Annotated in this window: 10 protein-coding genes; 7 read left to right on the top strand and 3 right to left on the bottom strand. The window is 59.7% G+C overall.

Annotation, left to right across the window (positions count from 1 at the left end; all coding sequences use genetic code 11):
• Nucleotides 1-2 precede the first annotated feature (2 nt).
• Both KSW38_RS07800 and KSW38_RS07795 read left to right on the top strand, forming a co-directional pair.
• The gene (locus tag KSW38_RS07800) at nucleotides 3-488 is read left to right on the top strand and encodes a GtrA family protein (protein ID WP_216924012.1); all 486 of its coding nucleotides are present in this window, start codon (nucleotides 3-5) and stop codon (nucleotides 486-488) included.
• Nucleotides 489-491: 3 nt separating this feature from the next.
• The gene (locus KSW38_RS07795; RefSeq protein WP_216924011.1) at nucleotides 492-1448 is read left to right on the top strand and encodes a glycosyltransferase family 2 protein; all 957 of its coding nucleotides are present in this window, start codon (nucleotides 492-494) and stop codon (nucleotides 1446-1448) included.
• 87 nt (nucleotides 1449-1535) lie between these two features.
• On the opposite strand, the gene KSW38_RS07790 is transcribed toward KSW38_RS07795, so the two are convergent.
• Nucleotides 1536-4838 carry a chitobiase/beta-hexosaminidase C-terminal domain-containing protein gene (locus KSW38_RS07790; protein ID WP_254186205.1) on the bottom strand — a complete coding sequence of 1101 codons (3303 nt, stop codon included), beginning with the start codon at nucleotides 4836-4838 and terminating at the stop codon, nucleotides 1536-1538.
• 360 nt (nucleotides 4839-5198) lie between these two features.
• Here KSW38_RS07790 and KSW38_RS07785 point away from each other — a divergent pair, with 360 nt between their 5' ends.
• A complete protein-coding gene (locus KSW38_RS07785; protein ID WP_216924010.1) occupies nucleotides 5199-6005 on the top strand; it encodes a hypothetical protein in 807 nt (268 codons plus the stop codon).
• An 86-nt stretch (nucleotides 6006-6091) separates the two neighbouring features.
• Nucleotides 6092-6622 carry a hypothetical protein gene (locus tag KSW38_RS07780; protein ID WP_216924009.1) on the top strand — a complete coding sequence of 177 codons (531 nt, stop codon included), beginning with the start codon at nucleotides 6092-6094 and terminating at the stop codon, nucleotides 6620-6622.
• A gap of 77 nt (nucleotides 6623-6699) precedes the next feature.
• Here KSW38_RS07780 and KSW38_RS07775 read toward each other — a convergent pair whose 3' ends face one another.
• Nucleotides 6700-8046, bottom strand: coding sequence for a hypothetical protein (locus KSW38_RS07775; RefSeq protein ID WP_216924008.1), 1347 nt, complete (start codon nucleotides 8044-8046; stop codon nucleotides 6700-6702).
• A 248-nt stretch (nucleotides 8047-8294) separates the two neighbouring features.
• Entirely contained in the window at nucleotides 8295-11009 is a 2715-nt protein-coding gene (locus KSW38_RS07770) for a GH25 family lysozyme (protein ID WP_216924007.1), read from the bottom strand.
• Between the two features lie 287 nt (nucleotides 11010-11296).
• Here KSW38_RS07770 and KSW38_RS07765 point away from each other — a divergent pair, with 287 nt between their 5' ends.
• The 3 genes from KSW38_RS07765 to KSW38_RS07755 are packed head-to-tail and all read left to right on the top strand — an operon-like array spanning nucleotide 11297 to nucleotide 14315.
• Nucleotides 11297-12520, top strand: coding sequence for a TadA family conjugal transfer-associated ATPase (locus KSW38_RS07765; RefSeq protein ID WP_216924006.1), 1224 nt, complete (start codon nucleotides 11297-11299; stop codon nucleotides 12518-12520).
• Nucleotides 12520-13377, top strand: coding sequence for a type II secretion system F family protein (locus KSW38_RS07760; protein WP_216924005.1), 858 nt, complete (start codon nucleotides 12520-12522; stop codon nucleotides 13375-13377). Before KSW38_RS07765 ends, KSW38_RS07760 begins: the two co-directional genes overlap by 1 nt.
• Nucleotides 13374-14315 carry a type II secretion system F family protein gene (locus KSW38_RS07755; RefSeq protein WP_216924004.1) on the top strand — a complete coding sequence of 314 codons (942 nt, stop codon included), beginning with the start codon at nucleotides 13374-13376 and terminating at the stop codon, nucleotides 14313-14315. Before KSW38_RS07760 ends, KSW38_RS07755 begins: the two co-directional genes overlap by 4 nt.
• Nucleotides 14316-14429 lie beyond the last annotated feature (114 nt).

Genomic DNA, 14429 nt, shown 5'->3' with positions numbered 1-14429 from the left:
CAATGAAGGCATTCATCAAAAAGTTCTTCTCGTCCAGTTTGTTCAGATTCCTTGTGGTGGGCGGTCTGAGCTTCATTGTGGACCTCGGTCTGCTTGCGCTGTGCTTCCAAGTGTTTGGTTGGCCCCTTTGGTTGGCCACGGGCGCAGGATTCTGGGGCAGTTTCTTCTTCAACTACTTCCTGCAGCGCCACTTTGCTTTTGGGGGAGGCGGAACGGCTCTGGGTGGAGTGCTGCGGTACTCCGGACTCCTGGCCTTCAACACTTTGGCGGTCATGGGAATCGTGGAGCTCTTCCAGTTCCTGGGTGCCGGATATGTTGCCGGTAAAGTGGTTGCGACGATTGTGACCATGGGATGGAACTACTTCATTTACAAGCACTGGATCTTCCCGCAAAAGAAGCATCCGAAGAGCGCCAGCGGACAGACAGATGGCGCGTCGGAAACTGACGCGCCAGCACAGAAATTCACACCTAACAGCAGCGAAGGATAATCGATGTATCGAGGCGTTCGAATTGCCGCGGTAGTACCGGCCTATAAAGAAGAGAACCACATCGCACAGGTGATCGAAACGATGCCTGATTTCGTCGATGACATTGTCATTGTTGATGACTGCAGCCCTGACGACACCTCTGGGGCTGCCCTTCGGGCGGACGACGGCAGGGTCACCTTGATTCGGCATGAGGTCAACCAAGGTGTGGGTGGCGCTGTCCTGACGGCGCATAAAGCGGCAATGGAGCTGGGCTCCGACATCAACGTTGTGATGGCCGGCGATGCCCAGATGGATCCGGAGTACCTGCCCCAGCTGCTCGATCCCGTGGTGGATGGTTACGGCTTTGCCAAGGCCAACCGCTTCTTTTCAGGTGAGTCCTTTGCCGGTATGCCTGGCTACCGCATCTTTGGCAACATCGTTTTGTCGTTCATGACAAAGCTGGCCTCGGGTTACTGGCACATCTTCGACCCCCAGAATGGCTACACGGCGATCCGGACGGAAGTTCTTCGTCGCCTGCCAATGAATAAGGTGGCCGCACGCTACAGCTTTGAGAACGACCTCCTGATTCACCTCAATATCCTCGATGTACCGATTGTGGATGTCCCGATTCCCGCTGTCTACGGCAATGAAGTTTCCAGCATCAAGCTTCGGAAGGTGATCCCCGAGCTGCTGGCCATGCTCTTTGGCGGCTTCTGGCGCCGTGTTTGGTGGAAGTACATGGTCTGGTCCTTCTCAGCAGTGGCTCTTCTGTTGATCGCAGGAATCGCTCTTATCGTCATGGGTCTTGTGGCTGGGATATGGGTTCTCGCCGCAAGCGTAGGGTCTCCTACCGCGGGATCGGTGATGTTGGCTGTCGTGCCCTTTGTGCTGGGCGTTCAAATGCTGTTGGTGTCCCTCCAACTGGATATACAGGCAAGTCCAAACAGGCCGACGATGCATCCCATGAAGGAACGTACGTAGCGAATTCCCGCAACAAGAAAGGGAGGGTCAGGACGCTTGGCGTCCTGACCCTCCCTTCTCTTTCCTGCCGGGGTCACGTCTTTGCTGCTAGGGGAGCGACGTGAACCCTCCCCAGCCCCACCCGACCTGGCTCCGGGAGAGCCATCCTGATGTACCGTTGCCGGGATACAGGAAGAGGTTGCCACCGGAGTCGCGCGCAAGCACATCGTTCTTGCCGTCTCCGTTGAAGTCGCCGGGGCCCAGGATTGCAGTCATCCCGCTCCAGCCGCTTCCAACTTGGACCCTGCTCAGCCAACCGCCGGTGCCGTTGCCTGGATACAGCCATAGGATCCCGGACGTGTCCCTGGCCAGGACGTCCGTCTTGCTGTCGCCGTTGAAATCGCCGGTACTCAGGATGGCCGTCATGGAGTTCCACCCAGTCCCGACCTGGGCGCTTGACGCGAAGCCTCCCGTGCCGTTTCCGCGGTACAGCCACAGGACACCAGCTGAATCGCGCGCCAACACATCAGCCTTCCCATCACCGCTGAAGTCCCCTGGCGCGAGGATGAGCGTCATGCCCGACCAAGCTGTGCCGGCCTGCACCCTGGGCTGGAGCCCGCCAGCCCCGTTTCCGGGATAGAGCCAGAGGGCGCCATTGGTATCGCGCGCCAGGACGTCGCTGCGTCCATCACCGTTGAAGTCCTTGGTGGGAATGATCGCGTTCAGCAAGTTCCAACCAGTTCCCAGCGAGCGTTGCGTCAACCAACCACCACTGCCATTACCCGGGTAGAGCCAGAGCGTGCCGCCGTTGTCCCGCGCCACGACGTCGTTCTTTGCGTCTCCGCTGTAGTCCTTCCATGTGTTCGCCGGTGGCGCCGTCACGGTGTAGTTCTGGCTGATGATCGCCGAACTATTGTTTGACGGATCAACCGCGAAGTACTTCAAGGTCATGGCGGCCGTCAGCGTGATGGGTGTGGAGTACTTGTTGGCTGCCGTGGCAGTCGGGGTGGTGCCGTTGGTTGTGAAGTAGATGCTCGAGCCTGCTTCGTTCACCGTGAGGGTGATCTGCTGGTTCACCGGGTAACTGCCCCCGGGTGGAGTCGCGGTGACCACCGGTGGGGTGGTGTCCAAGATCGTGTAGGCACTGGTAGTGACTGCAGAAGCATTTCCATACGCGTCGACAGCTAGGGCCTTTACGGTGGTGTTGGCCGTGAGCGCGAATGGACTCGAGTATGCTTTCGTGCTTCCTGCAACTGCAGTAGCGGGCGTGGTGCCATCCGTTGTGTAGAGGATGCTTCCAGGTTCGCTGGAGGTCATGGTGACAAGCTGCCCTGAAGCATAGGCTCCGGCAGCGGGCGCAACCGTTAGAACCGGGGCGGTGTTGTCAAGGACGTACGTCTGCGTCGCTACCGTTGAAGAGTTGCCCGCAGTGTCGCGTGCGAAATACTTCAACGTCATCGATGACGTCAACGCTATCGGCCCGGAGTAGACGGGACTGGACGTTGTCGGCGTCGTGCCATCGGTGGTCACGTAGATGGTGGCTGCTTCGTTCACGGTGAGGCTGATGGTTTTGTTGGGCCCGTACGTTCCTCCGACCGGATCGACAGAGACCACAGGTGGCGTGGTGTCGGGAGCGAAGACAGTGACGTTTCTGGTTGCGGTGGAGGTGTTCCCCGCATTGTCCCGGGCTTCCACCGTGAACGCGATAGGTCCATTGGGTACGTTGGTGTAGGACTTTGGCGACGTGCACGCCGTAAAGGCGTTTGTGCCCAGCTTGCACCTGAACCCGGCAACGTCCGTGGACGTCGAGGCAAAGACGAACGACGGCGAGATGCCGACTGTTGCGCCTTCTGCAGGAGAACTGATGGACACCTGCGGTGCGGTCAGGTCAGTGGTAACAGTCACCGATGCCACGGTGCTGATATTGCCTGCCATGTCTGTCGCCCGAACCCGAAGGACGTGCTGGCCCTCGGTGCTGAGGTTGAAGACGTATCCGTTACTGCAGGCCGTGAAAGCAGTCGTGGAATCGACCGAGCAGGACAGGACAGTGTCCGTCTCCGCAGTCACGCCCAGGACGGGCGCACCATTGACTGTTGCTCCAGCAGCGGGTGAGGTGATGACCGGAGCGGCGGGGGCCGTCAGATCCACAGTGAACGCCCGTGATACAGGAAGCCCTGATGGAGCCGCGCGTACGGAGAATGTGTAGGCGCCGTTGGTCAATGCGGTTGCCGGCGTAAACGTGCCAGTCGTGCACACCTGCCAGACAGGTGTTGCGGTGCTCAACTGGAGGCTGCATTCAAGGGCGCCGCCCGGAGGCGTTGAGGCCACGGTGAAAGTAGGAGTGGAATCATTGGTGTACGCCGGGTTCGCTGCCTGGGTTCCGTTTGCCGCCGTCGGACCACTCACGATCGAAGGTACGACGCCACCAAGGGTGAGCAACCTGCCCTGTTGGGCGGGTTTGGCAGGATCCAGCTGTCCCGGATCTTCCATGACCAGTAGTTTGCCGTCGCGCATGTTCAGTCCGCCGATCTTGCTGAAACCGAGGGCCCATTGGTTGTCTACGGTGTCGGTGCTCAAGTCGATGCGCGAGACGGTGTCTTTGCCGGCGTCGGCCGTAGTGGTTCCCCCACCCGTTCCCGTGTACAGGACCAGTGGCGTCTGCCAGTCGTAGTAGATGGCTGTGGGCTTGCCGACGTTATATAGCGGTGCTGGAACGAAGTTGGTCAATACTCCATCATCGGGTGCCGTGAATACCGTCAGTCCTGAGGTTTCAGCGACATAAACCACTACGTTGCCGGCACTGTTGCGGTGCGTGGCGGCAAGACTCAGGGAGTTTGAGTTAACCGAAGCGATTGATTCGATGCTCGGATGGAGGGCCGTCGGATCCGCGATCTTTACAATCGACCGGGCATTTGCGAACGACAGATAGATGTTGCCATCGGGGCCGTCACTGACGGCATTCGGACGGAGGTCGCCGTCGAAAATGGTCAACTGGCTGTCATAGTCGAATATGCCTGCGCTGGGCTTCCAAATTGCGCGGACTACCTCGGAACTTCCGACGGCGGCATCCGGAATGAACGCGATTTCGTCGCCAGAGCCGTGATTGCCAGGAGACGGATCAATCATGGCAGGAGTTCCGGCTAGTGCGGGGCCCTTCTTATGGCCAGTCAGGGTGCCCCCGAGGCAGGTGCCTGTTTCGAGCCCGCCCGGGGTGGCCCCTGCAGCTTCGGTCACCCGGCAGAATCCGGCACGCGCATCTGAGACCCAGATCCTTCCGGCCGGGTCCACCACCGATCCAGCTGCCTTCGTAAGACCCACTGCCACAGTTTGGCGGGCCTGGTCGGCGTTGGCAGCCCCCGCTGTGAATACACCTGTGAGCGCTGCCGTAGCCAGGCTCGCCGAGGCGATCAATGCGGTGAGTCTATGGCGACGCCGTCCTGCAACTCTCCCGCTGAACGCGGAGGGATGGGAGTTTACATGAGAGGTTCTTGAGCGACCGGCGAAGGCAAGACACGCCAAACCAAGCTGAAGAACACTGCGATTGCGCGTGTCCACCGAGGGATCCCCACTTCATTCGGATGCTCCCCAGCTCCGCATGCATTGGTTATTCGCCCCACGCCGTCTCCGGCTGCGTCTACGTACATCTTCCCCCAATTTTCACATTTGTCACTAGGTACTTTTTGATGGGAGACATTTTTTGCCCGCAACGTCGCCCCGGCGGACGTCTTGACCGCGCATGCGCAGCCCCGCACGATTGAGATGGAGGTCATAATGCGCAGACTGTTTCCGATGGTGGTGCCGCTGGTGATGCTTTTGGTCGCCTGTACTCCATCGGCCCAACCACAGCCGGGAACGAGTACCTCGTCCACGACAACCGGCACCGCAAACAGCAGCGCCACAGCGGAGCCCAGCCACTCGCCGTCGACGATTCCCAGTAGTGGCACCACCGATGGCGGCGAGCCATTGGGCGACGGTGATGAACCTGGCCGCTACGCGTATCGATGCACAAGCCTGGACGCCTCGCCGGAAGTCCAGTTGTCGAGCCTCGCCGAGGTCTGGGCCGCCACCAATTACACGCGGATGGGCTCCTGTGAGGTCACTTACACAGGGCCGCAACCGTTCGAGCCAACGCCCCGTGAAACCGAAGCAATTTCGACGGCGGCACCGCAAGGAGCGGGCGACGATGACGGACTGGCAGTGATGTTGGACGTCCTCCGCCTCTGCACGCGGATCAGTGATGAAAGCGGGCCGGGCGGATTTGAGGAAGCCGGACGCGGGACGTTGCTTGCCGCGGCCTCACTCTGCCCGGATGCTCCGCAGGGCAAAATCATCGCAGCATGGGCCGAGGGTACGAGGATGGCTGATGGCAGCCACCTCGTGGGCGATTCGGTGCAACCCGGCAAATATCAAGTCGTCAGGCAGGGCCCGTCCGCAGCAGATTGCAGGTGGTCCTTAACCGGCGCAGGGGGTGCCATTGCCGCCGAGGGAGGACTTCCAGCGGTGGGCGAAGGCCTCGATCTTGCTGCCGGCCAAAACTTTACTAGTGACAAATGCGGAATTTGGGGGAAGATGTACTAAGACGCAGCCGGAAACGGCTTGGGGCGAATAACCAATGCATGCGGAGCTGGGGAGCATCCGAATGAAGTGGGGATCCCTCGGTGGACATGCGCAGGCGCAGTGTTCTTCAGTTCGGTGTGGCAGCTATTGCCTTGGCCGGTTGCTCAGGAACCAATATAGATACTTCCCAACCAGCCGCACTTGATATGGCACCTGTGGTCGACAACAAGGACAAAATCCCCCGGGAACGTCCGGAGCCCCTGACCCGGTATCAATTCACTTGTACGGCGGCCGATGGCAGCCTCATAGGCAAGTTCTCGAGCCTTGAAGAAGTCTGGGCATCCACCCGGTATTTGCACGTCACTGACTGCCAAGTCGACTACGTCGGAAAAGGACCACATATCCTGACTCCGGAGGAGACAGCAGCCGTTAATGCCGCCCTGGCAGCGGGTGCTGCACCAGGCGATGCGTCTGGTCTCTGTCTGCGCATCATTAAGGCCTGCACCCGGACGGATCCCAGGACAATCGCAGCCTCGCTCAGCACTTATGGGGTTCCTGTTGTGAAAGGGGCCCTGACGCTTGCGCCGTTGGCGCCGCAGGCGGCTGTGCTCACCAAGTGGCTTAAGACGGAAGTGTAAGTAGGCGACTCCCTGAAGGGGCAGACACGGAAAGGCGCGGACCCTCTTGGATCCGCGCCTTCACACAGTCCATCCAGTCAGGCAAGCAAGGTATTCATCGCATTGATAAGTGTGGTCTCCACGCCATTCGTACCCGCCTTGAAATGGGCCAGATGTCCATAGACGGTCATTGAGCCACCAGCAATTCCTGGGTAATCCGGCTCCCAGCCACCCTCATAACTGCCGAGTGGCATGTTGGGCGGAAAAAATTCATTGCTTGGTATGTAGCAGCAGGACTCATTGGCATATCCGCCGACGATGATGCCGTTGGTTCCGCCGTTGCGATTCCGGAAATACGCCCCATATCCACTGACGAGCTCGCCGCCGATCATGGCGATCTTAAGCTGGGGGCTTCCGTTGAACTTCCACACTTGGAACGGGGAGGGCACCGCTGTCTTGTAGCTGTTGCTGTCGATACGGCCGATCATTACCTGGGCATGACGCTGATACCACTGCGGCTGGCCATTGGGGTTCCCCAAACGAGCCACGTACGCGGCACGCACAGCAGCCAGGTTGCTGGCCGTCGCTGTGATGTCCAGTGGAAGCTGGACCTCCTGGTATCGAGTCACCATCGGGCCGCTGAGTGCTCGTCCGGCCGACTGCATGTTTGAATTGACGGTCGCGCCGAGGGCGTCCCCATGCTGGTCCCTGAGCTCCCAGCTGCGGACTCCGCCTGGGTCTTGGTCCCCAGCGGGTCCCTGCACAAACATGGCGAAACAATTCGGGTTACGGTTCTCGATGTAATTGCAGGCACCTGCTGCGAAATCTCCGTCAAACAGCGTGCGCAAGCCTGCACTGATGGGGTGGCAGCCATAGCTGAAAATCACGGCCGCAGGTGTACCGTTGCCGCGCCTGGCCACGAGAATGGGGACGGCCGTTTCTGTATAGGGAAGCCCCACTCTGTTGGCGGAAAAATTCTGTGTTGAGACTTTGTAGTCGAAAGTCACCGGAATTTCATTGGCATCCAGGGCTTCCTGGGCAAGGTCAACGATCGTGTCTTCCAGGTCGGCGCTGTACGAGCGGAGCAACCCAAGGTCTGCCAACCCATACGCCATGTAGGGATGCAACGTATCGATCAGTGCTGGACCGTTGTGCGTATGCGTCGCCTGGATCAGGATGTCGCTGCTGGACCAATCCGCGAGTTGAATGATCCTGTCGCGGATCCTTTGATGCATGGCCCGAGGCAGTGCCAGAACGTCCAACGAGATGATGATGTGGGGATGTGCGTCTTCCCAGATGAGGATTGCCCGAGCATACAGGGGCTCGAACGGTGAACTGCTGGTGGCCTCGCGTCCGCCATCGGTGGTGCCATATCCGGCCATATACGGATTGGTGCTCAGCGACGGCGTAATGTCAGCGCTTGCAGTTCCAACTCTAAACGCCATAAAAGATCACTCCTTGATTGTGCGCAATGGGTGATCTTCGCTTGCCCCCAAACAAAGTCCGTATCCCAAAATGCGCTGAACAGCCAATACGTGAGACCACCTTCATTAGACCATGTGATCCCCGAAATTTGCCCGCTCCTGGGCGATATTTATCGACCGCCCGGACGGGGCGGTCTGCCGGATTCAAAAGAAGGCCCGTTCATGGAAGATTTCCACGAACGGGCCCTCGAAAGTGGACTGCGTGGGTACTATTTCGCCGCGGGTGCCAGAATCGTCAGGGAATTCCAGCCTGTGCCGATTCGGGCTGGTGTTCCCCACGACCCGTTTGAACCCACCGGGTAGTACCGCAGCTCGCCTACGGTGGTCCGGGCGATGACACCGCTGGAGCCGGTTCCGGCAAATCCGCGGACGGCACCGAAACTTGTGATGACGTTCCAACCTGTTCCGACCACCGCTGCAGCTTCCTGCATGAAGTTGCCGGTGCCGTTGGAACGGTACAGTTTCAGATCGCCCGCTGCGTTTTTCGCCAGGAGATCGGCATTGGAGTCTTTGTCAAAGTCCATTTGAACTATGTCCAAGCCAGTCCAACCGACTCCGATGGAGATACCGGTGGACACCGTCTTTCCGCTGGGGTTGCTGAAGTAGTAGAGGCGACCCGTGGAGTCGTATCCTACGATTCCGGGATGTGCATCGGCCTTTTTCCATGTCCCAACGCTTAGCGTCCAGTCCTTCCAGTTACTGCCGAGGGCGATGGGAGCCCCAAAACCGCTGCCCGTCTTGCCCGGGTAGACGTTAAGCCGGCCGTCGGCCCACTGCGCCACAATGTCCAGGGCGCCGTCTCCGTTCCAATCCGTGACAAACCCGGCCTTCAGGCCGGCCCACCCTGTTCCGATGAGGTCTTCCGGTAGAAGGGCAGTGGTACCAGTCCCGGGATAGCGGTAGAGGTTGGCATCGGCACGGACCGCGACAACATCCTCCGGGTCGATGCCGAGTGTTGTCTCAACATCCAGGGGAGCGTCGCTGATCCGGATCGCGTCATCCCAGCCCAGTCCGATGAGACTGCGGTCGCCCCACGAACCCGCGACGGCTGGGTAATAGTAGAGGTCACCATTGGCGGTGCGGGCATGGAGTCCCTGGGAACCGGCGCCGCTGAAGCCGATTGCTGAACTTACCGACGTCATGCCATTCCATCCGGAACCGATCACCTGGGCGGCTTGGTTGAGGAAGCTACCCAAGCCATTCGAACGGTACAGTCGAAGAGTGCCATCGGAAGTGCGCGTAACGATGTCTTGGCTGCCGTCGCCATCGAAGTCGATCTGGTTCAGCTGGTGGCCGCTGAAGCCTGTCCCAATCAAGACGCCACCCCCAAGCGCTCCACCTCCTGTGTTGGGGTACCTGTACAGATTGCCCAGATAGTCCTGTCCTATAACGCCCGGATAGGCATCTTTGGAGTTCCACCAACCCACGGTCAGGGACATTTCCTGCCAACCGGAACCGACTTGGATGGGAGCATAGAAGCTGCCGCCAGGAGCACCCCGGAAGACTTTCAGCGTTCCGTCGGACCACTGAGAAAGAATGTCCTGAACACCGTCCTGGTTCCAATCGACGACGTAGAGCGATTTTGCACCCGTCCACCCCGAACCGATGGCCACTGGACCAGTGATCCGGCCACTTCCGTCCGCCGGAAATGCATCGAGCCTGCCGGTTGAGCTTGTAGCCAGGAGGTCAGCACCGGACTTGATGGACGGGTTGGAGGGGGCTGAGGCGCCACGTGCGAACGTCCGCAGCTGATCGTAGCTGCCATTGAAGATGTTGGAATCACCTTCGAACGGCCCGGTGCTGCTGTACTGCCACATGGTGTAGTTGCCCCAACTGGCGGGCAAGGAGCCAGGGGAGTTCGTGGGGTTGTTCCAGTACGAGGCGATCCACAGCGGGTAACTCCCGAACGTGGAGTTTCCTACACACGTATTCCACCAGTCAGTGGTGCTGTAAACGACGGGAAAACGCCCCGTCAGGGCTTTGACCGTGTTGCCGAAATCGGCAGCCCACTGTCCAAGTTGTGCCTTGGACATGTTGTAGCACGTGTTGCCGAAGTAGAAGCCATTGATGGTCCGTCCGGCGTAGGGGTTGTATTCGATGTCCAGGACTGGAGGAAGTGTGTAACCGTCCGCTGTCCATCCGCCGCCATTTGCCACGAAGTATCTCGCTTGGTCCGCACCCGAAGACCAGTTGGGGATGGCGAAGTGATAGGCGCCGCGGACCATGCCGGCGTTGCGGGATCCGTTATATTGCTGTGCATAGTTTTCGTTCAGGTAATAGTTGCCCTCGGAGGCCTTCACGTAAGCCCAGCGGGATCCTTCGTTCCATTGGCTTTGCCAGTCGACGTTGCCCTGGTGCGCGCTGACGTCCTGTCCATGGATACCGATGGTTGGTCTCCAATGACCTGGATCGGCGTCCATCGGCACCACCTGTCCCACTGTGCGTGCGCCAGCAGGCCCTGAATTTCCGCTGCCTTGCTTTGCTGCAATGACCCTGGGTGAGCGCTGACCCATCTCTGCCCCGCCAGCAGGAATTGCGGCGCGCATTGCCGCTTTCATGGTCTCGGCATCCGGAGCACTGCCAGGCATTGCTTTCGTGGTAGGCAGCGTTGCTTGATCGTCCGGAGCAGGGCCGACGGCCGGCAGCGGTGCAACCGAAGGTGAAGGCTCGACGGCGGTAGGCACCTGCGGCTGGTCGGTCACCGTCGGGGCGCTGTCCGAGGTGCTCCCCGAACCGGATGGACGAAGCGAGTCCGCTGTGGGCGGCGTCTGTTCAGCGATGGGGGCGGGAGCCGGGCGTGGGCCGGAGTCCTCCGCCCATGCAGGAATGCCGGAAAAAGTCCCTGCAAGGAGGGCCAGGCAAAGGGTGATCCCAGTCCTTGCAAGCGGCAAGCGACGGACCGACTCTATGGGGGTTCTTGTCATATCCAATTCCGGCCCTGTGCCGCGGTTCAGCGGCGCATGGTGTGGCTTGCTGACAAGCTCCGGGGCGGGCGCCTGCGCATGGGACCAAAGGCCAGCTCCTAACGGGCTTTACCCTAACATTCGGAAACTGGAGTGACTAGTGGTACAGGCGATGCTGAAGGGACTCTTGTTCCAATAGTTATCCACAACCCGCCAAGCACAACTTGGCCCTCGACAGCGGCTCCCTTAGCGTAGGTCACTCGAGATACGCCTCTCGGATACGGACACGAAGGTTTTTTGGGGGAAATATGGAGGCCGTTGGGATTGTGGAAGGTGAGGTCCGCGAACTTATCAGACGCCGCGGCTTGGACCCCTTCGAACAGACCGCGGAAGTCCGACGCTTGGTTGAGGACGCGGTCAACGACTATGACGAGAGGGCGCTCCTTGGACCCCTTCCGCCATTGGGACATCTGGAAACCGCCCGCAGGCACGTCTTTGACGCCGTAGCGGGATTCGGACCCCTGCAGCCGTTCCTGGATGATCCCGGAATTGAGGAAATTTGGATCAACGCGCCCCACGAGATTTATGTCGCGCGTAATGGGGAGTCCGAGCTGACGGGCATCACCCTGAGCGAACAGCAAATCCGGGACCTCGTTGAACGGATGCTCAAGAGTTCGGGACGGCGGCTGGACTTGTCGTCACCGTTCGTGGATGCGGCCCTGCCGGACGGGTCACGATTGCATGTTGCTATTCCAGACGTGACCAGGAAGCACTGGGCCGTCAACATCAGAAAGTTCATCGCCAGGGCGAACCGGCTTGAGCATCTCGTCGAGTTGGGAAGCCTCACACCCCAATCCGCCAGATTCCTTGGCGCAGCCGTTGCAAGCGGACTCAACATCCTCGTTTCCGGTGCGACCCAGGCAGGGAAGACCACAATGTTGAACTGCCTTTCGGCAAGCATTGGCTCACGTGAGCGCGTTGTGACCGTTGAAGAGATCTTTGAATTGCAACTCCCTCTGCGTGATGTTGTGGGTCTGCAATGCAGGCAACCGAACCTGGAAGGTCATGGAGAAATTCCGTTGCGAAGGCTCGTTAAAGAAGCCCTTCGCATGAGACCTGATCGCCTGGTGGTTGGCGAAGTCCGCGAGGCCGAAAGCCTGGACATGCTGATCGCGTTGAATTCCGGGCTGCCTGGCATGTGCACAGTCCATGCCAATTCGGCACATGATGCCGTCACCAAGATTTGCACGCTGCCTTTGCTGGCAGGGGCGAACATTTCCAGTGCATTCGTCCTGCCCACAGTTGCCTCGTGCATTGACTTGGTGGTGCATTGTGCCAGGCAGGCCAATGGGCGCAGGCAGGTAACCGAAATCCTGTCGTTGGGACGCCGTGTGGAAAACGGCGTCATCGAATCCTCGGTGGTGTTCCGCATGCTGGAAGGGCAGTTGCAGCCCAAAGCCAACTCCATGCCCGCGGTCGAAAAGTTTGCCGTGGCAGGTTTTGATGTGGCCGCGCTGCTGGAACTTAACTAATGGCACCGCTGTTGGGGATCCTTTGCGGCGGTGGAGCATTACTTATCTGGTGGTCCACCTGGGAGCATCCGCCAGGCGTCAGGGCAAGGGAACCCCGACCACGACGGCTTGAACATCTCTTGCTCTCAGCAGGCATAGAAAAGGTCACGAGTACGGGCCTCCTTCTCAGCTGCACTGGATGCGGAATCATCGCGATGCTCCTGTTTTTCGTTGTGACCGCGTCATTGCCGGTCTGCCTTTGTTTCGGCCTCTTTGGCGCTTGGATCCCTTTTGGCCTCGTGCGTCGGCGGGCGCGGAAACGCCGTGCCACCCTGCGCCAACTGTGGCCCGATGTTGTTGACCACCTCAGATCCGCCATTCGCGCCGGTCTGGCTTTGCCAGAGGCCTTGATCCAACTTGGACACAACGGGCCGGCCGAACTAAGGAGCCTGTTCCTGGATTTTGGTGCCGACTATAGGTCCGGCGGTCAGTTCGATGCGGCTGTCAACAAACTCAAGGACCGCCTGGCAGATCCGGTGGCTGACCGGATCATCGAGGCACTTCGCATGACCCGGGAGGTGGGTGGCTCGGACCTCGGGCGCATGTTGGGTACGTTGGCCGGGTTTCTTCGGGAAAGCGCCCGGACGCGCAGCGAACTCGAGGCCAGGCAGTCTTGGACCGTAAACGGTGCCCGGCTTGCCGTCGCAGCACCCTGGATAGTCTTGGTGGTCATGGCCGGTAGACCTGAAGCCATGCTTGCCTACAACTCCGGAATCGGGGCCGTGGTGCTGCTCGGCGGGCTTATCGTCTCGGTTTTGTGTTACGCAGTCATGCTGCGCATTGGGGCGTTACCCGAAGATGGGCGGGTCCTGCGATGAGCACCTCGACCGCCATCGCAACACTCCTCGGACTACTCCTGGGTTCAGGGACATGGTTGATCCTGGTGCGGCTTCCATTCATGCGTGGCCGGACTTTCGCGGAGCGCATTCACCCGCAGCTTAGGTCGCATAATCTCGAGTCGCGCCTCCTTCGGGCGCCTACACATAATCTGACACCCTTTGGACCATTGGAACGCATACTCCGCCCGGTTATCCAGGATGGGATTGGCTACTTGTACCGCTTTAACAGCGGCGGCCCAGCGTTGCGAAAGAGACTCGCTCGTGCCGGGTCCGCGAAAAGCGTGTTGGATTTCAGGGCGGAGCAACTGGTGTGGGCCGCAGCCGGTTTCCTGCTTGCTGTGGTCGGCGTAGGGCTGGGTGCTGCCTCCGGACGATTCAGCCCGCTTCCATCACTGGTGGCGGTAATCGGGGCTGCCTTTTGTGGGTACGTGCTCCGCGATTTCGTGCTTGGCCAAAAAATTAAGCGCCGCGAATCGGTAATTCTCGCGGAGTTTCCCAGCCTTGCCGAACTCATGGCGCTGGCCGTCGCCGCCGGAGAGAGCGCAGTGGGTGCGATGGACAGGATCTCCCGTACCTCCACCGGCGAACTGGCCAAGGAGTTCACCGCGGTTCTGGCGGATACGAGATCAGGAAAGTCCTTGGTCCAAGCACTCCAAGCGTTCTCTACCCGGACGCAACTGCCGCCCCTCGTCCGATTCGTTGACGGACTGGTGGTGGCCGTGGAGCGGGGGACTCCGTTGGCCGATGTACTTCGGGCGCAAGCCGCCGATGTCCGCGACGCTGCGAAGCGGGAATTGATGGAATCAGCCGGTCGAAAAGAAATCGGCATGATGGTGCCCCTGGTATTCGGAGTCCTTCCACTAACGGTAATTTTCGCAGCGTTTCCAGCACTTGCCGCCTTGCAGCTGAGCCTTTGACGGGACCAAGCCGGGCGCCTTGACCAATTATCTCTATCCACCCATCGCTTAATGCCAGCGATACAAACACACACATTGGGGAAAATAATGAAGAAGCATGGACGATCGTTTTCT

The sequence above is a fragment of the Paenarthrobacter aromaticivorans genome (assembly GCF_019038615.1).
Classification (GTDB): Bacteria; Actinomycetota; Actinomycetes; order Actinomycetales; family Micrococcaceae; genus Arthrobacter; species Arthrobacter aromaticivorans.
This window is presented reverse-complemented; position numbering and strand designations above follow the sequence as displayed.